The 25,704-nt window shown below is 56.4% G+C and carries 18 protein-coding genes and 1 tRNA gene; 10 read left to right on the top strand and 9 right to left on the bottom strand.

The genetic code is table 11. From position 1 onward, the window contains the following. Positions 1 to 33: 33 nt before the first annotated feature. From dapA to ORY85_RS01185, 4 genes are all read left to right on the top strand, one after another. The gene (dapA, locus tag ORY85_RS01200) at positions 34 to 909 is read left to right on the top strand and encodes a 4-hydroxy-tetrahydrodipicolinate synthase (RefSeq protein WP_274572602.1); all 876 of its coding nucleotides are present in this window, start codon (positions 34 to 36) and stop codon (positions 907 to 909) included. Between the two features lie 19 nt (positions 910 to 928). Beyond that, complete coding sequence (gene bamC, locus ORY85_RS01195; protein WP_274572601.1) at positions 929 to 2,056, top strand: outer membrane protein assembly factor BamC; 1,128 nt, start codon at positions 929 to 931, stop codon at positions 2,054 to 2,056. 140 nt (positions 2,057 to 2,196) lie between these two features. Further along, positions 2,197 to 3,165 carry a glycosyl transferase family 90 gene (locus ORY85_RS01190; RefSeq protein WP_274572600.1) on the top strand — a complete coding sequence of 323 codons (969 nt, stop codon included), beginning with the start codon at positions 2,197 to 2,199 and terminating at the stop codon, positions 3,163 to 3,165. Between the two features lie 18 nt (positions 3,166 to 3,183). Beyond that, on the top strand, positions 3,184 to 3,420 hold the full coding sequence (locus ORY85_RS01185) for an NGO_0222 family membrane protein (RefSeq protein ID WP_274572599.1): 237 nt from the start codon (positions 3,184 to 3,186) through the stop codon (positions 3,418 to 3,420). Between the two features lie 13 nt (positions 3,421 to 3,433). On the opposite strand, the gene ORY85_RS01180 is transcribed toward ORY85_RS01185, so the two are convergent. Beyond that, on the bottom strand, positions 3,434 to 3,799 hold the full coding sequence (locus ORY85_RS01180; protein WP_274572598.1) for a hypothetical protein: 366 nt from the start codon (positions 3,797 to 3,799) through the stop codon (positions 3,434 to 3,436). On the opposite strand from ORY85_RS01180, the gene rdgB reads away from it, so the two are divergent. The 3 genes from rdgB to ORY85_RS01165 are packed head-to-tail and all read left to right on the top strand — an operon-like array spanning position 3,788 to position 4,996. After that, complete coding sequence (rdgB, locus tag ORY85_RS01175; RefSeq protein WP_274572597.1) at positions 3,788 to 4,387, top strand: RdgB/HAM1 family non-canonical purine NTP pyrophosphatase; 600 nt, start codon at positions 3,788 to 3,790, stop codon at positions 4,385 to 4,387. The genes ORY85_RS01180 and rdgB overlap by 12 nt on opposite strands. Positions 4,388 to 4,441: 54 nt before the next feature. Beyond that, entirely contained in the window at positions 4,442 to 4,762 is a 321-nt protein-coding gene (locus tag ORY85_RS01170; protein WP_274572596.1) for a DUF2322 family protein, read from the top strand. 3 nt (positions 4,763 to 4,765) lie between these two features. After that, complete coding sequence (locus ORY85_RS01165) at positions 4,766 to 4,996, top strand: hypothetical protein (protein ID WP_274572595.1); 231 nt, start codon at positions 4,766 to 4,768, stop codon at positions 4,994 to 4,996. Between the two features lie 320 nt (positions 4,997 to 5,316). Here the strand turns inward: ORY85_RS01165 and ORY85_RS01160 are convergent. Both ORY85_RS01160 and xth read right to left on the bottom strand, forming a co-directional pair. Further along, positions 5,317 to 5,392, bottom strand: a tRNA-Ile gene (locus tag ORY85_RS01160). A gap of 60 nt (positions 5,393 to 5,452) precedes the next feature. Next, positions 5,453 to 6,220 carry an exodeoxyribonuclease III gene (xth, locus tag ORY85_RS01155; protein ID WP_274572594.1) on the bottom strand — a complete coding sequence of 256 codons (768 nt, stop codon included), beginning with the start codon at positions 6,218 to 6,220 and terminating at the stop codon, positions 5,453 to 5,455. A 177-nt stretch (positions 6,221 to 6,397) separates the two neighbouring features. On the opposite strand from xth, the gene ORY85_RS01150 reads away from it, so the two are divergent. Continuing rightward, on the top strand, positions 6,398 to 7,063 hold the full coding sequence (locus tag ORY85_RS01150) for a trimeric intracellular cation channel family protein (protein ID WP_274572593.1): 666 nt from the start codon (positions 6,398 to 6,400) through the stop codon (positions 7,061 to 7,063). Between the two features lie 238 nt (positions 7,064 to 7,301). Here ORY85_RS01150 and ORY85_RS01145 read toward each other — a convergent pair whose 3' ends face one another. From ORY85_RS01145 to murI, 4 genes are all read right to left on the bottom strand, one after another. After that, complete coding sequence (locus ORY85_RS01145; RefSeq protein WP_338578177.1) at positions 7,302 to 19,217, bottom strand: YadA-like family protein; 11,916 nt, start codon at positions 19,215 to 19,217, stop codon at positions 7,302 to 7,304. A gap of 545 nt (positions 19,218 to 19,762) precedes the next feature. Then, complete coding sequence (locus ORY85_RS01140) at positions 19,763 to 20,422, bottom strand: OmpA family protein (RefSeq protein WP_274572230.1); 660 nt, start codon at positions 20,420 to 20,422, stop codon at positions 19,763 to 19,765. A gap of 149 nt (positions 20,423 to 20,571) precedes the next feature. Further along, positions 20,572 to 21,387, bottom strand: a complete 816-nt coding sequence (locus ORY85_RS01135) for a YoaK family protein (RefSeq protein ID WP_274572229.1) — start codon at positions 21,385 to 21,387, stop codon at positions 20,572 to 20,574. 77 nt (positions 21,388 to 21,464) lie between these two features. Then, positions 21,465 to 22,280, bottom strand: coding sequence for a glutamate racemase (gene murI, locus ORY85_RS01130; RefSeq protein ID WP_274572234.1), 816 nt, complete (start codon positions 22,278 to 22,280; stop codon positions 21,465 to 21,467). A gap of 168 nt (positions 22,281 to 22,448) precedes the next feature. Between murI and tsaE the strand changes: the two genes are divergently transcribed. Then, a complete protein-coding gene (tsaE, locus tag ORY85_RS01125) occupies positions 22,449 to 22,931 on the top strand; it encodes a tRNA (adenosine(37)-N6)-threonylcarbamoyltransferase complex ATPase subunit type 1 TsaE (RefSeq protein WP_274572228.1) in 483 nt (160 codons plus the stop codon). Further along, positions 22,898 to 24,160: an N-acetylmuramoyl-L-alanine amidase gene (locus tag ORY85_RS01120; protein WP_338578175.1), complete on the top strand. Its 1,263-nt coding sequence runs from the start codon at positions 22,898 to 22,900 to the stop codon at positions 24,158 to 24,160. The genes tsaE and ORY85_RS01120 overlap by 34 nt, the downstream gene beginning before the upstream one ends. Positions 24,161 to 24,320: 160 nt before the next feature. On the opposite strand, the gene ORY85_RS01115 is transcribed toward ORY85_RS01120, so the two are convergent. Then, a complete protein-coding gene (locus ORY85_RS01115) occupies positions 24,321 to 24,641 on the bottom strand; it encodes a hypothetical protein (protein ID WP_274572227.1) in 321 nt (106 codons plus the stop codon). An 80-nt stretch (positions 24,642 to 24,721) separates the two neighbouring features. After that, a complete protein-coding gene (locus ORY85_RS01110; RefSeq protein WP_274572226.1) occupies positions 24,722 to 25,702 on the bottom strand; it encodes a tRNA-dihydrouridine synthase in 981 nt (326 codons plus the stop codon). Between the last annotated feature and the right edge of the window lie 2 nt (positions 25,703 to 25,704).

The raw sequence follows: 25,704 nt of genomic DNA, 5'->3' as shown, positions 1-25,704 counted from the left end.
TCCTGTTTATCTTGTCAGCACAAAGGTTTCATCATGTTAAAAGGCAGCTTGGTCGCCCTGATTACCCCCATGCACGAAGACGGCAGCGTCGATTATACCGGCCTGCGCCAACTGCTCGACTGGCATATCGACAACGGCACCGACGGCATTGTCGCCGTCGGCACCACCGGCGAATCGGCCACCCTCTCGCCGGAAGAACACATCAGCGTCATCCGCGAAACGGTCGAACATGTAAACGGCCGCATTCCCGTCATCGCCGGTACCGGTGCCAACAGCACGCACGAAGCCGTCGAATTTTCCAAAGCCGCCGAAAAACTGGGAGCCGACTACACCCTGTCTGTCGTCCCCTATTACAACAAGCCCTCGCAGGAAGGCATCTACCGCCATTTCAAAGCCGTCGCCGAATCCGCCGCCATTCCGATGATTCTTTACAACGTACCCGGCCGCACTGTGGTCGATATGGACAACGAAACCGTTCTGCGTCTGGCCGAAATGCCGAACATCGTCGGCGTCAAAGAAGCCAGCGGCGACATCGCGCGCGAAATCGACCTCATCAACCAAGCCCCCGAGGGCTTTGCCGTCTATTCCGGCGACGATCCCACCGGTCTGGCCTTTATGCTCTGCGGCGGCCACGGCGTCATTACCGTAGCGGGCAACGTCGCCCCCAAACTGTTTGCCGATATGTGCCGTGCCGCCCTTTCCGGCGACATCATGCTGGCGCGCGAACTGAACAGACAACTGGTTCCGGTTTACGGCACCATGTTCTGCGAACCCAGCCCCGCCGCCCCGAAATGGGCGTGCAGCCTGCTCAACCGCTGCACGCCGCATGTACGCCTGCCGATGATGGAGCTGAGCGAAGCCGGCCGAGACAAAGTCCGTGCCGCCATGCAGGCGGCCCGATTGATTTAATCCACAGGGAAACATTGTTATGAACCGTATCCACCCGGCCGTCTGGGCCGCCGCCGCACTCGCACTGTCCGCCTGTGCCGCCAAATCCGAACAGCCCAAACTCGATTATCAAACCCACAACCGCCAAGTGGTCGATCTCTCGATTCCGCCCGACTTGACCAATCCCGCACAAGGCAATCTCTACCAACTGCCCGCAGGCAGCGGTGCCGTCCGCGCCAGCGACATCAACCGTACCGGCACCGTGCGCCGCGCCGAAACGCAAACCGTCCTGCAAAAAATCGACGGCGTGCGGCTGGAACGCGAAGGCAGCCAGCGCTGGCTGACCGTTTCCGGCAAAACGCCCGCCGAAATCTGGCCGCTGCTCAAAGCCTTCTGGCAGGAAAACGGTTTTATCATCCAAAACGAAGAACCCGCCATCGGCCAAATGGAAACCGAATGGGCGGAAAACCGTGCCAAGTTGCCTGCAGACGGCCTGCGCAGCCTGTTTGAGAAAGTCGGGCTGGGCGGCGTGTACTCCACCAGCGAACGCGACAAATTCCTGATCCGCGTAGAACGCGGCCGCAGCGGCAGCACCGACATCTTCTTTGCCCACAAAGGTATGCAGGAAGTCTATACCGGCAAAAGCGAAGACACGACCATGTGGCAGCCCCGCCCCAACGATCCCAATCTGGAAGCCGCATTCCTGAGCCGCTTTATGCAGTATCTGGGCATGGATGAAAAAGCCGTTGCCGATCAGGTTCAGGCCAAAGAACAGCGCAGCACGCCATCCGATCTGGCACGCATTGACGGCAGCACACTGATTCTCAGCGGCGACTATCAGCGCAACTGGCGGCGTACCGCACTGGCACTCGACCGTATCGGTCTGACCGTTGTCGGCCAAAATGCCGAACGCAACGCCTTTTTGGTGCAGCCTGCCCCCGACGAAAGTGAAGCCGTACGCACTGCCAAACCCGGCCTGATTGCCCGCGTGTTCGGCAGCGGAAAAACCACCGCCGCACCGGAAAAACGGCCCGAGCTGATTGCCTACGTTGAGCCGCTGAACAACGGCAGCGGCGCACGAATCAGTATTCTGAACAAGGACGGCAGTGCCTACCGAGGCCGCGAACTGTCCGGCTGGATCTCGCGCCTGCACAACGAATTGCGCTGACCAAGACAGCAGGAGGCCGTCTGAAAACCTGTCCCTGCGTTTCTGTTTCACAGAAACCCGCTGTGCCCGTTTTCAGACGGCCTCCTGCCTGACCTGCTTTCCGCATCGCGCCAGCCTGAAACGTCATAAAAATCATAAATATGCCGAGCTATACCGACATTCTGCACCAGCGGCTGCACAAACTGCATTTTTATGCCGCCAGCATTCCCGCCGCATGGCTGCCGCACCGTTTCCTGACCCGCCCGGCGGCCGATGCCGCATCAGAGCTGGCCAAACTGCCCGCCGGTCTGCAAAACCACATCCGAGAGCGGATTCACTATTACAACCGCCTCACCACATCCTTTACCCCCCCCCCGCAGCACAGCGACACCGCCGCTTCCTTCTGCCGCAAAGGCAAAAGCTCCGCCTATTACTACGACTTAAAAAAACTGCTGAAAAGCTTTCCGCCCGACCAACGCTTCGGCTACCTGTTCGGTGACATTACCCATATCCCCAACCACCCCTTATTCGTCAAAAGCCGTCCGATTTCCGGCCGCGCCGTCAATGCCGTCTTACTGAAACTCGACAGCGTGCGCCATTTTTACACCGTCAAAGACCGCCGCACCTTCCACAGCAAAAAAGACCTGCTGGTTTGGCGCGGCAGCGCACACCAACCGCACCGCTTACGCTTTCTGGAACAGCACCACGCCACCCCGTCGTTCGATGTCGGCTGCGTACACGAAAACTCCCGCCACCGCCCCTATCACAAAAACTACCTGACCATTTCCGAACAACTGCAATACCGCTACATTCTCAGCATCGAAGGCAACGATGTCGCCACCAATCTCAAATGGATTATGGCCTCCCGCTCCGTTGCCGTGATGACCGAACCGCGTTTTGAAACCTGGCTGATGGAAGGCCGTCTGAAACCCGATGTCCACTACATCCACGTTCAGGACGATTACGCCGATCTGACCGAAAAACTGGCTTTCTACCGTGCCCGTCCCGCAGCGGCAGAAAAAATCGCCGACCAGGCCAACGCTTGGATGCAGCCGTTTTTCCAACCCCGCTGGGAATGGATCACACAAATCTTAACCATGCAGAAATACTTCGACTTACTGCGCCCCTGACCAACGGACAACCGCGCCATGACCAAACGCCGCACCTTCCTGCTGCTCACCATTCTGTTCACCCTGCTGTTTATCACCCTGATTGCGCTGGGCAGCTACCTGCTGTCGGTTCACAGCCGCCAGTTCGGCATTGCCGCCTTTTTATTCGCGTTCGCCGCCGTTTTCGGCCAAATCGCCTCGCTGGCACTGTTTTTGCGCGAACACCTGCGCCACAAAGCCTTGGCACAGCGAAAAAGCGTCTTCGATCACGAATAAACACCCGCAAACGTCACACAACAGGGAAACCGATGCAGTCACTGGCACTGCGGCATACCGTGAGCGCGGCCGCCCCGATTGGCAGGTATGGCTGAACAGCATCGGACACGACGGCACACAACTGGAAACAGACGACACCGTCAGCTTTATCGACAGCGGCAGGAAAAAAGCCGTAAAAATCAGCTATCAGTCCGATGACCCGTTTGACTTTGCATACCGGGTCAGCGTTTTTGATGCCGACGGACACGCGATAGATGTCCTCAATATTATTTTCCGCCGCCATGCAAAAAACCAAGCCGAACTGCCCGGAATTTTGCAGGCATTTCTGACCGACACCCGAAACCGAAACGCTCAGGAAACATAAACCATGTTTGACCATATCGTTTTAGCCAGCAACAATGCCGGCAAACTTCAAGAATTTTCCCGTCTGCTAGGGCAGCAGAATATCCGCATCAGCCCGCAGTCCGATTTCGATGTCGGCGAATGCCCCGAACCGCATCCGACCTTTGTCGAAAACGCCTTAGCCAAAGCGCGCCACGCGGCCAAAATCAGCGGGCTGCCCGCACTGGCCGACGATTCCGGCATCTGCTTTCCCGCCTTAAACGGCGCACCGGGCGTATTGTCCGCCCGCTTTGGCGGCGAACCGAAATCCGATGCCGCCAACAACGCCAAAGCCGCCAGCGAACTGGCCGGAAAAACCGATTTATCCGCCTATTACGTCTGCGTACTGGTTCTGGTGCGCCACGAACACGACCCGCAGCCGCTGATTGCCGAAGGCATCTGGCACGGCCGCTGGCAGGCCGAAGCGGCCGGTACGGGCGGCTTCGGTTACGACCCGCACTTTTTCCTGCCCGACCAAGGCTGCACTGCCGCCGAGCTGGCACCCGAGCAGAAAAACCGCCTCAGCCACCGCGGCCGCGCCCTGGCACAACTGCTGGCACAAATCCGCACCTTCCACACCCGCTGACCGCCGTCCGTCGCCATACTTATTTTCAGACGGCCTAAAAACACAGGAAAAACCATGAACTTTCAAGATTATCTCGCCCAAATGCCCGACATCGGCCACCTGTCCGGCCTGAATATTCTCAACGCCGACGGCAGCCTGCACCACCATATCCCCGCCGCACCGGGCAAACTGGGTTCGCTCAAACTCTACTATGCCCTGCTGCAACAGTTTGGCGGCACCCTCGACCGCCGTGCGGCCGAACAAGGCCTGATCTGGTTTGCCGAGCATCTGGCCGACGCACGGGCCAATCCCGGCAAACACCCGAATATCGACCTGCTGCTGCACGTCGAACAGAGTCATACCGTATTGACCCTTCAAGCCGTCCCCGCCGCATAAGGAATGGCACCGCCGCAAAAAAGCCGCCTGGCACACAGTCCAAGCGGCTTTCATCTGGTGGGTCCGGTGGGTTTCGAACCCACGGCCAAGGGGAAAAGTGGGCAGAAATTGGGAATTGCCGTTGTCGGAATTTTTGCTGATGTGATCAGAAAAATGATTGAGGAGCGGAACGGGGCGAATCATGATTTTTGTTCGTTCGTAAAAATGGGCAACCTATCAACTACAACCAATTGAGATACAGAATTAACCGGGCAGGAAAAAGAGCAAATGTAGATAAAAGCGGATTTCCATTCAGGGATATACGGGCCAAGGCGGAACGGATAAAGATGAGGAAGCCGGATTGAGTGCGGCAAAAAATTTACTTGGCCACAAAAACAGCAACATGACAACGCATTAGTGAGACACAGAAAAGGAAAACTGGTGCAGCCGACGAAGGAATTTTTTGCACAAAATCCAAACGAAAAAACGAACCAATGTAGAACAAAAAAACGGGCAATTGCAGATGGGCAAAAATAAAAACCGCCTGAAATCAGCGTTTCAAGCGGTTTTTTATATGGTGGGTCCGGTGGGTTTCGAACCCACGACCAAGGGATTATGAGTCCCCTGCTCTAACCCCTGAGCTACAGACCCGAAAACGGATTAGCCGCGCATTTTAGCGTTTATTCCCCCCTGCGGCAAGCGGCTTTGTCCTCAGCCGAATGCCGCCCACACGGGCGCATGATCGCTGGGACGCTCCTGGGCGCGCGCCACGGTATCCACCTGTACATCATTCAGACGACCGCACAGGGCTTGGCTGATTAAGATGTGGTCGATGCGCAGCCCCTGTTTGCGCCGGAACATTGCGCCGCGATAGTCCCACCAGGTGTAAAACGCGCCTTCGGGATAAATCCGGCGCAGGCTGTCGGTCAAGCCCAAATCCAGCAGCGCGGCAAACCACGCGCGCTCTGTCGAAGAACAATGGATTTTTTCATGCCATTTTTGCGGGTCGTAACAGTCCGCATCGGCCGGCGCGATATTGAAATCGCCCAGCAGCACCAACTCGGGATACTGCGCCAACTGTCCGCGCACAAATTCGTTCAGGGCGGCAAACCATTGCTGTTTGTATTGGAATTTCGGGCTGTCCAAGGCTTCGCCGTTCACGCAGTAAACATTAATCACGCGTACGCCATCAATCGTGGCGGCCAATACACGCCGCTGTTCATCGTCGGGCAGCGCGGGCAGGCCTGTATGCACATCGGCGATTTCCTGTTTGGCCAACAAAGCCACGCCGTTATACGTTTTCTGCCCGCTCCACACCGCGCGGTAACCCGCCATTTCGACGGCGGCGGCGGGGAATTTGTCCTGATCGAGTTTCAATTCCTGCAAAGCCAGCACATCGGGTTGGTGCGTGTGCAGCCAGTCGAGTACCTGCGGCAGGCGCACATTCAGCGAATTGACGTTCCAAGTGGCAATTTTCATGACAAATCCGTTCCTCGGCCAAAGGGCGCATGATACGGCGGTTTGCCCGCTTTGGCAAAAGGCCGTCTGAAAAACGGCATACCGGCTGTTTCAGACGGCCTCTGCGCACCGGCATGCCCGTTCTGCGGGCCGTTTTTTCCATTATAATCACCGTTTTTTTTACCCGTCCGCCGCCTCATGCAGACCATTGCCCTGCCCCCGGAAAACCTGATTATTTACACGCTCGACATGGTGGGGATTTTTGCCTGCTCGGCCGCCGCCACCGTATTGGCCAAACGCCTGAATCTGGATATTTTCGGCGCACTTCTGGTTTCGTGCGTCGGCGCCGTCGGCGGCGGCACCCTGCGCGATCTGCTGCTCGACCGCCACCCGATTTTCTGGCTGCACGATTTGAATTATCTGTATCTGATTTGCGCCACATCGATTACGGTTCAGATTTTCTACCATTGGTTTGAAAAGCTCGACCGCGCGATGCGCTGGTTTGACGCGCTCGGGCTGGCGGCGTTTACCGTTATCGGCATCGAAGCGGCACTGGCACAGAATATGCCCCTGCCCGTTGTGCTGCTGATGGGCATCATCACCGCCGTTGCCGGCGGCATGATGCGCGATGTCTTCTGCCGCCAGCTGCCGCTGCTGCTGCACAAGGAAATCTACATTACAGCGGCATTAAGCGGCGGCATTGCCTACCTGCTCATGCGCCATGCGGGCATCTCGCTATGGCTGCGCGACGTCGCCACCCTGCTGCTGATTTTTACCGTGCGTATGCTGGCGGTATACCGGGGCTGGAACCTGCCGAACATTACCCTTCCGCCCGGACCACGGCCGGACAAATCCGCCAACTGAAACCGCCGCCTTCTCCGCCACTCCCCATTATCCGCACCGTACTCAGGCCGTCTGAAAAACCGCTTTCGGGACTGTGTCATACCCAATCTGTCTGCATACCCGCCCTATCTCGGCCTGAACACCCCCTCTCCGAAAGAACAGCATAACCGGCCATACACCGCCAACCGGTCAATCAACCGGCCATACCGATAAAAAAAAACAGGGCAAATATGCCCTGTTTTGCTTCATGCCGTCCGGATTACCACTGATACAGTGCACCGGCTCCGATACCCACCGTACCGTTGGTGTTGGTGGACACATTGCCTTTGATAATCCAGTTGCCGCCGTCACTCATGGACGACATACCGATGGCAACAGCCGATTGGCCGCCGTAGTGGCCGCCACCGATACCGAAACCGGTTACACCCGGACGGGTAACCTGCGGAATCGAGCTTTGGGCAATCGCACCGGCCACACCGGCATAGGCTTTCTTACCGATGGCCGCCATATCGCCGCCCAACCGCTTCAACTGACCGACATTCACCGCATCGGTATCCGCCACACCCGGCGCCACATTGGTGATGCGGTTGCCGCCGTTGTTCAGACCGCTGCCCGTCAGGCTCACAGGGGCTGCACCGTTGCTGCCGCCGATGGTGATGCCGTCTGTATTGACGGTGGTGTTACCCGCAGTAACGGTATTCGCAGTAACGGTATTCGCCGTTACGCTGCCCACTTTCACATCTTTGGCAAGCTGAACTTCCAAGGTACCGTTACCGTCAGCTTTGACATTGATGTTGCCTGCGGCTGATTGGAAGGCGGCCGATTGGTCTTTATCAACGCCTTCGCCTTTAACGGTAACCAGTGTGTTCAGCTTGTGACGGTTCAGTTCGCCGTTGTTGCCGGTGAAGATTAAGCCGTCGTCCAAGTTGGCAACCTGGTTGGTTTTGGTGTTGCCGTCTTTGTCTTTGGTTTCATAAACCAGACGGGTTTCGCCATTTTGACCCGGCAGGCCGTCTGCGCCGTCTTGACCGTTAACACCCTGCGCACCGTCAGCACCTTTCAGGGTCAGACCGTTTGCACCGTCTTTACCGTTCAGGCCGATCGAGCCGTCTTTGCCGTTGATCACAACCGCAGAGCCGTCTTTACCGTTGACACCGATGGTACCGTCTTTGCCGTCTTTACCCGGCTCGCCTTTTTCGCCGACGGTAACGGTATCGGCTTTCAGGTCGGCAGTGGTGGCAAAGGTAACTTTGCCGCCGGCTTCCTGTTTCACAATCATGTTGTTACCGGCCACCAGTTCGACCGCCTGACCCGATTTAATGACCTCGTCGTCACCCAATGTTTTCTTGCCGCCGTCGGCCGCAGAGGTTTTCAGGGTGAAGCCGATACTGTCGACCGCATCGGAGACAGCCTGTTTCAGCTGATCTTCGGTTGCCGCCTGACCTGATGTGATCTTATTCGGATCCCAAGTTTTGTTGGTCAAACCGCCGATGGTGCCTTTATCGCCGTCAATGGTAACCGGGTTGTTGCCACCCACTTTCAGGCTGTTGCCGTCCAGTTTGGTGTCGCCGATGGTCAGGCTGCCGTCTTTGGTCAGATCAACATCTTTGTTCAGGCCGTAAGTGATGTTGGCACCGTCACGCTCAACAGTAATGTTGTTCTTGGCTTTGAAGGTGACGGTATCGGCCGGGTTAATCAGCTCTTTACCGTCTGTGCCGTCCACTGCCAAGTTCCAACCTGAGTTGTTGATGGCTTTCGCCACATCGCCTGCGGTAATCAGGCTGTCCGGGTTGTCCGCTTCGCCTTTGCCGCCGGTGACGGTAATGCCGCCGGTAATGGCTGCAATCTCACCGTTTTTATTGATGGTGGTGGTCACTTCGTCTGTTACGGCCGTAACGGTGTAAGTGGTCGAGCCGTCATTGTTCTTGGTTTCTTCAACCATAATGCCGTCGCCTTCGGCCACTTTGGTGGTGGCGGCCGCTTGGGCGGCTTTCAGCTGCGACAGGTTCACCGCATCGCTGTCCTCCGTACCTTCGGCAAGGTTCGTGATCTTCACCGGCGACGCTTGGCCTCCTTCCACTTTGCCTACTTTGAAGTTGCCGTTGCCGTCGTGCGTCAGCATCGGGCCGTTGTTGATGATCAGGCCGTCCGATGTCAGTGCGGTGTTGCCCAGCTTCACGCTGCCTTTCTCTGTCAGGTCGAGATCGCGGTTCAGTTTGACGGTCAGTTTGCTGCCGCCGTCCGCTTCTACGCTGATGTTGCCTGCAGCCGACCGGAAGCGCTCGGCATCTTCTTTGCTTACGCCTTCGCCTTCAACGGTTACCAGTGTGTTCAGTTTGTGACGGTTCAGGGTGCCGTTGTTGCCGGTGAAGATCAAGCCGTCGTCCAGGTTCGCTACCTGTTTGGTAACGGGTTCGCCTGTAGTCGGGTCTTTGATCTCGTAAACCAGACGGGTTTCGCCGTCTTTGCCCGGCAGGCCGTCTGCACCGCCTTTACCGTCTACGCCCTGTGCTCCGTCCGCTCCTTTCAGGGTCAGACCGTTCGCGCCGTCTTTGCCGTTCAGGCCGATCGAGCCGTCTTTGCCGTTGATCACAACCGCTGAGCCGTCTTTGCCGTTGATGCCGATCTTGCCGTCGACGCCGTCTTTGCCGTTAACTCCGTCTTTGCCGCCAAGGGTCAGGTCGGTGTTCAGCGCATAGCGGATTTCGTTGTCCGCTACGGTGGTGACGATGTTTTTGTCGGTGCTGGTGAAGTTCACTTTTTCGCCCAGCTTGACGGTGTCTTCTTTGGCATTACCCGACAGCGCGCTGTGGTCGGCCGTGATGTTGAAGCCTTTGTCTACCAGGGTTTGTGAAGCGTTCTTCAAATCGCCCACGTTCACTGCGTTGTTCAGTACTTCGCCTTGGGCTTCTGCAAGGGTAACCGGGCTGCCGTCGGCTTGCTTCAGGCCGCTCTCCACGCCCTGAATCTGGATCGGCGATACGGTGTTGTTGCCGTCTACGCTGCCCAGTTTCAGGTGGCTGCCGTTGTGCGTGATCATCGGGCCGTTGTTGATGATCAGGCCGTCTTTGGTCAGCGCGGTTGATCCGATCAGCACCGAACCGTCTCCTGTCAGATCAACGTCTTTGTTCAGACCGTAGGTAATGCTGCCGTTCTCACGGGTAACATTGAGGTTGTCTTTGGCCTTGAAGGTGACGGTGTCGCCCGGTTTGACCAGCTCTTCGCCGTCTGTACCTTCGGCTGCCAAGTTCCAACCGCTGTTGTTGATCGCTTTGGCCACATCGCCTGCGGTAATCAGGCTGTCCGGGTTGTCCGCTTCGCCTTTGCCGCCGGTGACGGTAATGCCGCCGGTAATGGCTGCAATCTCACCGTTTTTATTGATGGTGGTGGTCACTTCGTCTGTTACGGCCGTAACGGTGTAAGTGGTCGAGCCGTCATTGTTCTTGGTTTCTTCAACCATAATGCCGTCGCCTTCGGCCACTTTGGTGGTGGCGGCCGCTTGGGCGGCTTTCAGCTGCGACAGGTTCACCGCATCGCTGTCCTCCGTACCTTCGGCAAGGTTCGTGATCTTCACCGGCGACGCTTGGCCTCCTTCCACTTTGCCTACTTTGAAGTTGCCGTTGCCGTCGTGCGTCAGCATCGGGCCGTTGTTGATGATCAGGCCGTCCGATGTCAGTGCGGTGTTGCCCAGCTTCACGCTGCCTTTCTCTGTCAGGTCGAGATCGCGGTTCAGTTTGACGGTCAGTTTGCTGCCGCCGTCCGCTTCTACGCTGATGTTGCCTGCAGCCGACCGGAAGCGCTCGGCATCTTCTTTGCTTACGCCTTCGCCTTCAACGGTTACCAGTGTGTTCAGTTTGTGACGGTTCAGGGTGCCGTTGTTGCCGGTGAAGATCAAGCCGTCGTCCAGGTTCGCTACCTGTTTGGTAACGGGTTCGCCTGTAGTCGGGTCTTTGATCTCGTAAACCAGACGGGTTTCGCCGTCTTTGCCCGGCAGGCCGTCTGCACCGCCTTTACCGTCTACGCCCTGTGCTCCGTCCGCTCCTTTCAGGGTCAGACCGTTCGCGCCGTCTTTGCCGTTCAGGCCGATCGAGCCGTCTTTGCCGTTGATCACAACCGCTGAGCCGTCTTTGCCGTTGATGCCGATCTTGCCGTCGACGCCGTCTTTGCCGTTAACTCCGTCTTTGCCGCCAAGGGTCAGGTCGGTGTTCAGCGCATAGCGGATTTCGTTGTCCGCTACGGTGGTGACGATGTTTTTGTCGGTGCTGGTGAAGTTCACTTTTTCGCCCAGCTTGACGGTGTCTTCTTTGGCATTACCCGACAGCGCGCTGTGGTCGGCCGTGATGTTGAAGCCTTTGTCTACCAGGGTTTGTGAAGCGTTCTTCAAATCGCCCACGTTCACTGCGTTGTTCAGTACTTCGCCTTGGGCTTCTGCAAGGGTAACCGGGCTGCCGTCGGCTTGCTTCAGGCCGCTCTCCACGCCCTGAATCTGGATCGGCGATACGGTGTTGTTGCCGTCTACGCTGCCCAGTTTCAGGTGGCTGCCGTTGTGCGTGATCATCGGGCCGTTGTTGATGATCAGGCCGTCTTTGGTCAGCGCGGTTGATCCGATCAGCACCGAACCGTCTCCTGTCAGATCAACGTCTTTGTTCAGACCGTAGGTAATGCTGCCGTTCTCACGGGTAACATTGAGGTTGTCTTTGGCCTTGAAGGTGACGGTGTCGCCCGGTTTGACCAGCTCTTCGCCGTCTGTACCTTCGGCTGCCAAGTTCCAACCGCTGTTGTTGATCGCTTTGGCCACATCGCCTGCGGTAATCAGGCTGTCCGGGTTGTCCGCTTCGCCTTTGCCGCCGGTGACGGTAATGCCGCCGGTAATGGCTGCAATCTCACCGTTTTTATTGATGGTGGTGGTCACTTCGTCTGTTACGGCCGTAACGGTGTAAGTGGTCGAGCCGTCATTGTTCTTGGTTTCTTCAACCATAATGCCGTCGCCTTCGGCCACTTTGGTGGTGGCGGCCGCTTGGGCGGCTTTCAGCTGCGACAGGTTCACCGCATCGCTGTCCTCCGTACCTTCGGCAAGGTTCGTGATCTTCACCGGCGACGCTTGGCCTCCTTCCACTTTGCCTACTTTGAAGTTGCCGTTGCCGTCGTGCGTCAGCATCGGGCCGTTGTTGATGATCAGGCCGTCCGATGTCAGTGCGGTGTTGCCCAGCTTCACGCTGCCTTTCTCTGTCAGGTCGAGATCGCGGTTCAGTTTGACGGTCAGTTTGCTGCCGCCGTCCGCTTCTACGCTGATGTTGCCTGCAGCCGACCGGAAGCGCTCGGCATCTTCTTTGCTTACGCCTTCGCCTTCAACGGTTACCAGTGTGTTCAGTTTGTGACGGTTCAGGGTGCCGTTGTTGCCGGTGAAGATCAAGCCGTCGTCCAGGTTCGCTACCTGTTTGGTAACGGGTTCGCCTGTAGTCGGGTCTTTGATCTCGTAAACCAGACGGGTTTCGCCGTCTTTGCCCGGCAGGCCGTCTGCACCGCCTTTACCGTCTACGCCCTGTGCTCCGTCCGCTCCTTTCAGGGTCAGACCGTTCGCGCCGTCTTTGCCGTTCAGGCCGATCGAGCCGTCTTTGCCGTTGATCACAACCGCTGAGCCGTCTTTGCCGTTGATGCCGATCTTGCCGTCGACGCCGTCTTTGCCGTTAACTCCGTCTTTGCCGCCAAGGGTCAGGTCGGTGTTCAGCGCATAGCGGATTTCGTTGTCCGCTACGGTGGTGACGATGTTTTTGTCGGTGCTGGTGAAGTTCACTTTTTCGCCCAGCTTGACGGTGTCTTCTTTGGCATTACCCGACAGCGCGCTGTGGTCGGCCGTGATGTTGAAGCCTTTGTCTACCAGGGTTTGTGAAGCGTTCTTCAAATCGCCCACGTTCACTGCGTTGTTCAGTACTTCGCCTTGGGCTTCTGCAAGGGTAACCGGGCTGCCGTCGGCTTGCTTCAGGCCGCTCTCCACGCCCTGAATCTGGATCGGCGATACGGTGTTGTTGCCGTCTACGCTGCCCAGTTTCAGGTGGCTGCCGTTGTGCGTGATCATCGGGCCGTTGTTGATGATCAGGCCGTCTTTGGTCAGCGCGGTTGATCCGATCAGCACCGAACCGTCTCCTGTCAGATCAACGTCTTTGTTCAGACCGTAGGTAATGCTGCCGTTCTCACGGGTAACATTGAGGTTGTCTTTGGCCTTGAAGGTGACGGTGTCGCCCGGTTTGACCAGCTCTTCGCCGTCTGTACCTTCGGCTGCCAAGTTCCAACCGCTGTTGTTGATCGCTTTGGCCACATCGCCTGCGGTAATCAGGCTGTCCGGGTTGTCCGCTTCGCCTTTGCCGCCGGTGACGGTAATGCCGCCGGTAATGGCTGCAATCTCACCGTTTTTATTGATGGTGGTGGTCACTTCGTCTGTTACGGCCGTAACGGTGTAAGTGGTCGAGCCGTCATTGTTCTTGGTTTCTTCAACCATAATGCCGTCGCCTTCGGCCACTTTGGTGGTGGCGGCCGCTTGGGCGGCTTTCAGCTGCGACAGGTTCACCGCATCGCTGTCCTCCGTACCTTCGGCAAGGTTCGTGATCTTCACCGGCGACGCCTGGCCGCCTTCCACTTTGCCTACTTTGAAGTTGCCCTCGCCGTCGTGTGTCAGCATCGGGCCGTTGTTGATGATCAGGCCGTCCGCCGTCAGTGCGGTGTTGCCCAGTTTCACGCTGCCGTTCTCGGTCAGGTCGAGATCGCGGTTCAGGCCGTAGGTTACTTTGCCGTTTTCTTCCTGTTTCACAGTCAGATTTTTGCCTGCCGCCATATCTACGATACCGCCGGCCTTGATGACTTCGTCTGCACCGGATTCTTTGCTGCCGCCGTTGGCAGAAGTTTTCAGGGTAAAGCCTGCATTATTGACAGCATTCACCACATCGCCGACGGTGGCAATGCTGGTTTCAGGGCTGTCGGACTTGGCTTTGTTGCCCTCGGTAGTGATATTGCCCGTATTCACGGCCAGTTTGCCGCCGTCCACTTTTACGGTGGTACCGTCGGTTTCCACATCAAAGGCGATAGCACCGTTTTGGTTTTGGGCGGTGGTGGCATTGCCATCGACAAACTTCACTTCGTTGTTGGTTTGGTCGATAGTCTGTACTGTTTCGCCGTTTACCGATGTGGTAAAGCGTTGAACGGCTGTATCCGCTTTGGCCAGGCTTTGTTTTGATTTATCAGATAAATCAATCGCATAGGCACGGGTTTTCTCATCGGCATTGCTCGCCTGTCCGGTCGGGGTAACGGTTACCGCCTCAGAGCCTGCACTGGCAGTGGTATCCCACGCATCCACTTTGTAGATGGTTTGACCGTTATCGCCCCGACGGCTGCCGACTTTGGTGTTTTTGCCGTCTTCAAGCTCGGTTGTCGCAGCCGCTGCCGCCTTGGTCAGCTGCGATACATTGACGGCATCGTTCGGATCAGTACCGTCGGCAACATTTTTAATCTGTTTGCTGCCTGCGTTGATGCCGTCTGAATGGATGGTAACCGGCCCGATTTTGACTTCATTGGCAGTCACTTGGTTGAACGCAACATCGTCTGCGGTTGCCACGGTAATATCATTGCCGTTACGGGTAATGGCGATATTTTTACCGTTGATAAACTGCACTGTGCCGCCCGGGGCAACACGGCTTGCCGTATCGTTGTTGGCTTGAATATTCCAGCCTTTGTCGGCGTGATCGTAAACATTTTTCAGCTGGTCTTCGGTGGCTGCCTGACCTGAGACAATGGCATTCGGGTTAAAGGTTTTGTTGGTCAAACCGTTTACCGTGCCGTTATCTCCGTTAATCACCACAGGGTTGGCACCGCCCACGGTCAAGTTCTTGCCGTTCAGCCGGGTGCCGCCAATGGTGAGCGAGCCGTCTTGGGTCAGGTTCACATCTTTATTGAGCTTAACCGTCAACGTATCCGTACCGTCAGCGACTACGCCGATATTGCCGTCGGTCAGATTGTCGGCACCAGCTGCGTTGCCTTTGACATTGACGGTTTCGCCCAATTTGCGGGTTACACTGTTGCCGGTATCGCCGGCAAAAGTAATACCTTGGGTATCGACGGCGTTTTTCGCATCTACGCCTTTCTGAATGTCTTCTTTGGTTTTACCGGACAAATCAATCGCATAGGCACGGGTTCTCGCCGAAGTATCGCTTGCCTCGTCGGTCGGGGTAACAGTGATGGCCTCAGAGCCTGTGGCGGTGGTGTCCCACGCATTGACGGTGTAAATCGTTTGACCGTTGGCACCTGTGGTAGTGTCGGTATCCACGGTTACATTGGTGCCTGCTTTCACCTCGGTTTTGGCGGCGGCGGCGGCTTTGGTTAATTGATCCACATTCACCGCATCGGTCGGGTTTTTGCCCGCTTCAACATTGGTAATCGACTTATTACCCGCATTGATGCCGTCTTTATTGATGGTCACAGGACCAACAATCAATGAGCCGTCGTCGCCCAGATTCACATTTTTGTTTAAGGTAACTTTGTACTCTTTACCGCCTGTTTGGTTCGTGCCGTTTTCAGCAACCGTGATATTGCCCTCACCAACTACGCTCTCTTCTTTGGCGATTTGCTCTTTGATTGCTTGGCTCAAATCAATGGTGTAGTTGCGGGTTTTGGCGTTGTCGTCATCTTTGGACGCAACCGTTACCGCTGCACCGTCCGCTGCTGCTACTTTGGTATCCCAAGCGTCTACGGTGTAGACATCTTGTTTGTCCGCACCTTGGGTTTTGGTAACTTTGGTGTTTTTGCCTTCTTGCACCACAGTTTTGGCGGTTTTCAGCTGTGAAACATTCACCGCATCTTCATCGTTTTCACCAGCTGCCAGGTTGGTGATTTTGATAGGAGGGCCCTTATCGCCACCCACCATCAGGTTGCCTTCGCCATCATCGGTGAGTTTCACATTACTGTCATGACCAAGGGTTACGCTGTCAAAGCTCACATCATCCTTGGTGGCGTAAGTGATTTGTGAACCATCGCGTTCAACTTTTAGGTTTTTGCCTGCTTTAAAGGTAACGCTATCACTTGGGTTAATCTGCTCGCCAGTGGCTTCAAAGCCGGCTTTTAAGTTCCAACCAGATTTGTTAATCGCATTGGCCACATCGTCGGCGGTTACCAACGCCCCTGTGGTGGTCGGTGCAGTAACTTTGCCGCCTGCAACGTTTAATGCGACAGTATTGGCTTTGACCACACCCCCGTCTACTTTGATGGTGGTGTTGTCTGTTTTGACATCAAAGGCAATATCGCCGCCGTTTACATTACGGGCGGTGGTGGCATTGCCGTTGACAAAATTGACATTGCCGTTATCACGCACGGTTTGAGCCGTTTGACCATTGACCGAAGTGGTGAATGATTGCACCGCCGTATCGGCTTTGGCGAGGCTGTCTTTGGCAGATTGGCTTAAATCCAGCTCAAAGTTGGTGACATCAGCCGTGCCTTCTTTTGCCGTGCCTTTGTTGGCAACGGTCAGCTTGCTGTTGTCCGCCACGGTAACTTTTGCCGAGGTGTCTTTGGCTGAGACGGTGTATTTCGGATTGCCGTCGCTACCTTGGCTTGGTTCAACGGTTACATTTTCACCAGCCACAACTTCAGTTTTCGCCGCTTTAAGCTGTTTCACATTGACCGCATCGTCATTGTTCACGCCGTCTGCCACGCCGGAGATGGTTTTATTGCCTGCGTTGATACCGTTTTTGGTTACGGACGGGCCGCCGGTAATATTGAGGCCGTCTGAATTGAGCTTGGTACCGCCAAGAGTAACCGAGCCTTGATTGGTCAGGTTGAGGTTTTTATTCAATTTGACATAAAGCGCATTATCCGCAGCCGAAGACACCACACCGATATTGCCGTCCGTCAGATCCCGGGCGTTTTTGGCATTGCCCTTCACCGCCAAAGCCTCACCCAGCTTGCGCGTGACATCAGTGCCACTGTCGCCGTTGAAAGTAATGCCCTTCGTATCGACAGCGTCTTTGGCCGCCTTACCCTTGTTGATGTCGTCTTTGACCTGCTGCGACAGGGCAATAGTGTAATCACGGGTATAGGCCGTCTGATTATTGTCCGGAGAAACCGAAATACCGTCGCCCGCCCGAACGGTCGTATCCCATGCGTCGACTTTGTAGATTTTTTGGCCGTTTGCACCGCTTGCCGGGGCGGCAACATTCGTGTTTTTGCCGGATTGGACTTCGGTTCTGGCTGCTGCAACGGCTTCATGAACGGTATTTTTGCCCGTACCGCCGATATTGGTAAAGGTAATATCGCCCTGTTTGTTGGGATTCAGCCTTGCATTGCCGCCGAAGTTTTGTACTACGGCGTTGGCCGCATTGCCCAGTACCTGATTGGTGGCGTAGAGCTGGCTGCCGTTGATGGCATCGGTGGAAGTGGCGGAGATTTTACCTGCGGCCACATTGATGAGTTGGCGTTCGCCGCCTGCTTTGCCCACGGAAACCACACCTTTGGCCGCGCTGCCCTGTCCGGCAAACGTTCCGTAGGTTAAGCCGTTGAGCGTGGCTTGGGATTCGGTGGTGGCGGCACGGTCGGTTGAGCCGGCACCCAGCACAACGCTGTTGGCTTGGGTCGGGGCGGTATCGCTGCCCAAGACAAAGGTATTGTCGGTGCGGACGTTATTGCGGAAACCGAGCGCGGCCGACTGGCTGGCCGATACCTGATTTCCCCGGCCGACCGCCAAAGCAGTAGGTGCGGAAACCGTATTGTTGTTACCCAGCGCATAAGCGTGTTCGCCGTTGGTAATGATATTGCGGCGGCCGACTGCCAGCGCGGATTCGGACTTGGCATCAATTTCATTGTAGCGGCCGAGCGCGGCGGCATAATTGGTATTTACCTTATTGGTTTCGCCCAATGCCACGGAACTCTCGCCGGATATGGTATTTCGGGAACCGATGGCAATAGAGTCTTTAATGCTGGTTTTCGCGTCGGCGGCTTCGATTTTATTTTGATAACCGATAATGGTGGCCGTGCCGTCTTTCGTCATCGCCTTATTTTGAGAGCCGACAACCGTGGTGCTTTGGCTGGTATCGAGCTGCCCCAGAACCGGTGTTTCGTTTTCCACACCGACTAACACCGAGTTTAAGCCGCCTGCCGTATTTTTGTAACCGACGGCCACCGAATGCATACCTGAGGCTTTGTTGTCCTTACCTGCCGCCAGCGCATATTGGCCGGTGGCACCGCCTTTGGCATCAATCGGGCCGTAGTTGGTAGCGGGGTCGCCCGCAGGCTGGTCGGTCCGCCATTCGTTGACGTGGAAATAATTATTCGGCACGGCTGCGCCGCTGCTGTTTTTGGCCACTTCGAGCACTTGATAGAGCTGGGAGCCGTTAATCGCATCGGTGGAATCTGCCGCCACACGGCCTGCGGCGACGTATTGAATTTGGCGGTATTTGTAGTCGTCGGAGGCTTTGGTAACATCTGTCCAGCGTTGGGCATTGCCCAAGTTGCCGCCGCCGGGCACTAATGTGCGCTGACCGGTGGCTTCCTGCACGGTTCTGCCCGAACCCACTGCCAGTACGCTGGTGTTTGCCGTCGGGGCACCGGCGAAGGTATAGGTTTTACCGCCCACAGTGAATGATTGGGCTTCCTGCCCTGTGTTGGTCTCGCCGGCAATCGAGTAAGCGCCCAATGCCACATTGCCTTTGCTGCTGCCGCTGTTCATTGCCGCACCGTCTGAGCCGAGCGCTTGGGTTCTGGCCGGGCTGGCAACCGAAGCATTAAAGCCCAATGCCGTGCCGTACCAGGTGTAGCGGGTGGAGGCGAGGCCGCCGATGGCGATAGAGTGGTGCGAGCCTGCCGCCATATTGGGTTTGTCGGCATTCACTTGCTCGCTGTAAGCCGACGCGCCCTGCATCGATACTGAGGTTTCACCGATGGCGATGGAAGAATAATCCGCCGTGTCATAAAAAGAGTTTGCGGCAGTAGCGTGCGCCTGCGCAGCCAGGCCGAAGCCCAATGCCGCAAATACCGCATAGGAGATTGGCGTGATTCTGGCCGATTTCACGGTTTCGACCGCCGCGCCGCCCGCACCCTGACTCACAGTGTTGTCTTTGCCCTGCGATTTCGCAAATTCTGCAACTGCTGTGAACGTGTTGGTTGTTTTATTAAAAACAACTTTATAAATATGATTCATCGATATTTCCTCGGATAGTGGACCGTGTGCCGGAAACTGCACAAAACTGCCTGAAAATTCAGCACAATATATGCATATGGAATAAAGAATACTTCTCAGTGCGGGATTATAAACCCGTATTTCAGACGGCATTAAGTAGACAAAATGCCACACAAACCCATGATTTATTTTAGTTTTATTACTCTAATTTATCGGAATCTACTTATTATTTATCAGGTTTCTTAAAACACGCCGCCGGCCGGCCAAGGTTGTAACCCCCCCCCCCGGCCTTACATTTATTTACAATTATTATTTCTATATTTAACAATGTGACAGCCTGTTCCCGCTGCAAACCCCGCATCAGGAAACAAAAACTTGACTTTGCTGACGAAATCCGATAATAGCGCGCGTAACACTGCACCACAGGGAAAGCGGCCAACCGGCATGGCCGCAAGCCCGCCTGCGGCCTGCACAGCGGAAACGGCGGGCCAGATTGCCCAGCGTGCGGCGGCAATCAAAACGGGCAGCCCGAAAGCTGCCCGTTGGTTTGGTGTGTTCCGACGGTGTTATTTGCCCGCATCGGCCGTCGGATTGATCAGGATTTCGACGCGGCGGTTTTGCGCACGGCCGGCTTCGGTATCGTTGGCGGCAACCGGACGGCTGTCGGCATAGCCCACAGTGCTCAGGCGCGAAGCGGCAACACCACGCTGAGTCAGATAGGCGGCAACGGCTTGGGCGCGACGCTCGGACAGCGGCTGGTTGATGGACAGGCTGCCGGTATTGTCGGTGTGGCCGGCGATGGTGATGGTGGTTTCAGGATACTGTACCAGCGTTTCGGCAGCCGAGTTCAGCGAGGTAACGGCCGTATTGTTGAGCGTGGCACTGTTGGTGGCGAATGTTACGCCGCTGGGCATGGTCAGTTTGATTTGGTTACCTTCGCGGCTCACTTCCACCGGCGTGCCTTTCAGGCTGTCGCGCAGTTTGGCTTCCTGATAATCCATGTAGCCGCCCACGCCCGCACCGACGGCACCGCATGCCAAAGCCGCATTGCGCGCGCCTTTGCTGCCGTTGGTCAGCGCACCCACCACACCGCAGGCAGCCGCGCTGCCCAAGCCGTACATGGCGGTTTTGCTGGCAGACTTGCTGCCGTCGGCGTTGGTCACGCAGCCGGTCAGCAGCATGGCGCAGGCTGCGGCGCTCAGGGTCATCGGTTTCAGAAATTTCATGGTTGAATCCTTTCTTATCGGTATGTGTAAACGGCATCAGGCCGCCCGTGTCGAAACACTGTCTATTGTGTCAGCCCGTATCGGAATCGCGGCTGCCATGGTGCATATTCGGCCATTTTGCCCGAAGGCGCAAAATCCTTAACCCGAAATTACTTCTGCTTACGCTTTCTGTCAGCCAAATAGATACGCAGGCGGATTTTGATGTCGTAGCCGATGGAACCGAAACCGAACCAGAACAGGACGGCCGCCACCGGCAGGGTAAAATGGTAGCCGACACGGTGATACCCCCATGCGCCGAGCAGCCCGCCCAAAAAGAAGGCGGCAATCAGGCCGGTAAACAGTTTCATTTTCGGGCGGTTTACCGCCACATCGGGCAGTTTGGGATTGCTGCTGCGCCGGTAATACAGCACTTTGGACAATTCGATGCCCAAGTCGGTGGCCGTACCCGTCATGTGGGTGGAGCGGATGGCACCGCCGGACAATACCGTCATCACGGTGTTGTGCATCCCCATGATAAAACTGAGCAGCAGAAGCGCGGGCGGCAGCAGCAGACTGTGATCAATCAGTGCCATGCCCAACAGGCCGAACAGCAAGAGATAAACGGCTTCCAGCCACAGCGAAAGGCCGTAGCCGCTGCGGAAACGCTGCCGTTTGGCCCACAGAACCGTCCAGTTGGCGTGTGCCGCACCCAGCACGAAAAACACCACGCCCAACAGGGATACGGCCACTGCATACCATTCGCCCACATACGCCATATCGGCGGCATAGGAAATTTCGCCGGTAACGTGCGACACATAGCGTGCCAAAGCAAAAAAACCGCCCGCGTTAATCGCACCGGCCAGCAAGGCCATCACATAGCCCAAGGCGCGGAAACGGCCGTCTGAAATCGGGCTGTCGTGCAGATACGGCTTGTCGGCCTGCCAAAACGGCGTGTGATGGCGTTTGAAACGCGCGCGGCGGTTCATGATTCTCCTTTATCGATTGATTGCAGGCCGTCTGAAAATGCCGTCCGAAAACCGCTGTTCAGACGGCCTGCCGCCGGTCAGCCCAAAGATACCATTTCAATCTGGTTCAGCGTCCGCCCCAAAAAACGCTCGCCTATGGTTTGGAAACGCAGCGGAATATCGCTGACGTAAAAACGGTAATCCGCCCCGCATACGCCGGGCGTATCATTGAGCAAATCCTGTGCCTGCAATGCCTGCGCCACGGCTTCGGCGGTGGTCAGCGCGGAATCGACCAGATGCAGATGCGGTGCTTCGCGCTGAATCAGCGGTTTGAGCAGCGGATAGTGGGTGCAGCCCAACACCAGCGTATCGACCCCTTCGGCCAACACCGGCTTCAAATACTCGCGCGCGGTCAGGCGCGTAACCTCGTGGTCCAGCCAGCCTTCTTCCACCAGCGGCACAAACAGCGGGCAGGCCTGCGAATAAACGCGCGCCTGCGGATTGGCCTCATGAATCGCCCGCGCATAGGCATTGCTGTTTACCGTGGTATTGGTGGCAATCACACCGATGCTGTTGTTGCGGGTGGCCGCCAGCGCGGCGCGGCTGCCGGCCGAAATCACGTCCAGCACCGGCATATTGCCCGCCATCTGACGCACCCGCTGCCCGGCCACCGCCGCAATCGTATTGCAGGCCACCACCAGTGCCTTCACTTCGTTTTGCAGCAGGAAATCGACAATCTGCGCAGTAAACGCTTCGATCGTGGCGCGCGATTTCACCCCGTACGGCACACGGGCGGTATCGCCGAAATAAACAATATTTTCCATCGGCAGCCGCTCCATCAGCGCGCGCACGTTGGTCAGGCCGCCCACCCCCGAATCAAACACGCCGATCGGCCGCTGCTTTACTGCATCCATCATCTGTCCCCTGCGGCATTCTGCGCCTGAAAAAGCCCCATTCTACACGTTTTCCCTGCCGCAAGGCAGCAGCAGACGGCTTGGAATTTAAACGAATTTACGCAGTTCCATGGTTTGCAAAAGCAGCCGATTCAAGCATAATTGCCGATTTATCCGATACATTCGGCCATGAGTGACTGCACGCCCGTTTTTCTGCCCGACGAAGCCGCCACGCTGGCACTGGGCGCGTCGTGGGCCCGCGTTCTGACTGCCCCGCTGACAATTTACCTGCAAGGCGACCTGGGCGCGGGGAAAACCACATTCGTGCGCGGCCTGCTGCGCGGACTGGGTTACCGCGGCACGGTAAAAAGCCCCACCTACGCCATTGTCGAAACCTATGATTCAGACGGCCTGTGCCTCAACCATTTCGACCTGTACCGTTTTTCGTCCCCCGAAGAATGGGAAGATGCCGGACTGGACGACACCGCCGCCGCATCGCTCAATCTCATCGAATGGCCCGACAAAGGGCGCGGCTTCGCCGCGCCCGCCGACCTGACACTCACCCTTTCCCGCGACCGCGACGGCCGCCGTGCCGCCGTTTGCGCCCACAGCGCGGCGGGACAACAAAGTTTGCACGCATGGATTCAAAACTTACCCGCCGCCGGTTTCTAAGCTGCGGTGCCGCAGCCGGATTGCTGTTTACCCTTGCCCCCGCCACGGCCCGCGCCGCACCGCGCTTTGTCGCCGTCCGCATCTGGCCGGCCAGTGCCTACACCCGCATCACGCTCGAAGCCAGCGAAGCACTGCAATACAATTATTTCTCGCTGGACAACCCGCGCCGGCTGGTCATCGACATGAAAAACGCCCGGTTGGACACCGTCCTGCAAAGCATCGGCAGCAAAGTCCAAAGCAGCGATCCATACATCGGCAATATCCGTGTCGGCCAGAACACCCCCGACACTGTGCGCGTGGTCGTCGATTTGAAAACCGCCGTCAATCCGCAGCTTTTCGCGCTCAATCCGATCGCCAACTTCCGCCACCGCCTGGTCATCGACCTGTATCCCGCCCATGCGGCGGAAACGGACGACCCGCTGATGGCACTGCTGGCAGACTATTCCAAAGGCCGCATCAACACCGACGGCACCGGCGCGGCCACCCCGCCCGTCCAAACGCCGCTGCCCGAAGCCCCGCCCGCCCGCAGCGGCGCACGCAGACGGCCTGTCGTTATTCTCGATCCCGGACACGGCGGTGAAGATCCGGGTGCCATGAGCAAAAACGGTTTGCGCGAAAAAGATGTGGTTCTGTCCATCGCCCGCGAGACCAAAAAGCTGATGGAAGCACGCGGCTATACGGTGCATATGACGCGCAACGAAGACGTTTTTATCCCGCTGGGTGTGCGCGTGGCCAAAGCCCGCCAGTTGCGCGGCGACCTGTTCATTTCCATTCACGCCGATGCGTTTACCAATCCCGATGCGCGCGGTTCGGGCGTTTACGTACTCAATACGCGCGGTGCCACCAGTGCGGCGGCCCGTTTTCTGGAACAAACACAAAACGCGGCCGACCGGATCGGCGGTGTCAAAAGCATGGGCAACCGCAGCGTGGACAGCGCCATTCTCGATATGACTCAAACCGTTACCAACCACGACAGCAAAGCGCTGGGACAGCACGTCCTGACGGAACTGGGCAAATACAACCGCCTGCACAAAGGCCGTATCGACGAAGCCAATTTCGCCGTCTTGCGCGCGCCGGACATTCCGTCGATTCTGGTCGAAACCGCCTTTATCTCCAATCCGGTCGAAGAGCAGAAACTGGCGGGTACGGCCTTCCGCCGCGAATGCGCGCAGGCCATTGCCGACGGCACACAGAAATATTTGGCCACCGCCGTTTTGGCACGCCGCTAATCTGTATCCCATCAAACAGGCCGTCTGAAAACATATTCAGCTCTGTTTTCAGACGGCCTGCCGTTATATCGCCGTAGTTTGTCGGATTCTCGAATCCGACAAACCGAAATTGATACAACAATCAATACAGCGAATGATGATGTTCTTTCAACTTGAAAATTTATTTTGGTAAATCATCATGTTGGGAAAAATGTTCATACAGAAACAATCTATTGCAATCATCTTGTCTATCAAAAAAATATATAAAATCATTTAAAAAATCATCAAATTCAAATAAATATTTGAATTTGATGGTAGACAAAGTACGTTGGATTTCAAATAATTCTATGAAAATCTTATCTGCATTTTCGATATTTGAGTGCCTTATTAAGGCAAACAATTCTCGGATTCTGGTGGTACAAGATACAAGTAACATATCTATTTGCTGTCTTAAATAATAAAATTCTGATGCTTTATGAATTAAATCTTCAAGAAATATCATAAATTCAGTTCCTTAAGACTGCCCCGTTCAAGGCTGTACTGTATCACCGTTTCTTCATTTGTCGGATTCGGGAATCCGACCTACACGGCCAATGCGCGGCGGATGTCGTCTGCCGTTTTCAGCGTACGCACGCGTGCAAACAGTGCGTCGGCCTCGGGATAGGCTTTGCGCAGCATTCCGAGCCACTGTTTGAGCCTCGCCTGCGGATATTGGTTTCCCGCCTCTTTCGCCACGCACAAATCGAAAAAGTGCACAATCCATTGCGCCACTTCGGCAAACGGGGCGGCTTCGGCCGTCTGCCCCGCTTCATAACGCTTGATTTGGCGCGCCAAATCGGGACGCATCACCGCCCCGCGTCCGATCATCACGCTGTTGCAGCCGCTCTCGCGGCGGATAGCGAGATAATCTGCCAAACAGAAAACATCGCCGTTGGCCGTTACCGGAATGGAAACCGCCCCAGCGATTTTACGCACCCACGCCCAATGTGCGGGCGGATCGTATCCTTCCACTTTGGTGCGCGCATGTACTGTCAGGCCGCATGCGCCACCTTCCGCAATCGCCGCCGCATTTTCCAAGGCCAACGATTTGTCTTCAAAGCCCAAACGCATTTTACCTGTCAGCGGGATATGCGCCGGCAGGGCTTGGCGCAAGGTTCTGACAATATGGAACACCCGTTCCGGCTCTTTGAGCAGCACCGCCCCGCCCTGATGCTTATTGACTGTCGGCGCGGGGCAGCCGAAATTCAAATCGATTTTGTCCACGCCGAAACGCACCGCTTCCAGCGCATTGCGTGCCATATTGTCGGCATCGCTGCCCAAAAGCTGCACGGTGCACAGCACTCCGGCCTGCGTGCGGTTGCCGTTGGCGATTTCGGGTGCATAACGCAGCCAAGTGGCACGCGAATGGACGGTATGGGTGATGCGCACAAATTCACTCACACACTCGTCGAAACCGCCGATTCGGGTCAGCAGGTCGCGCATCGGCGCATCGGTCAGCCCCTGCATGGGTGCCAACACCAGCCGGACGGGAGATTGGGTTGTCGTCTGCATGGCGCGCATCATAC

Origin of the sequence: Neisseria leonii (assembly GCF_028776105.2) — a bacterium.
GTDB lineage: Bacteria > Pseudomonadota > Gammaproteobacteria > Burkholderiales > Neisseriaceae > Neisseria > Neisseria leonii.
This window is presented reverse-complemented; position numbering and strand designations above follow the sequence as displayed.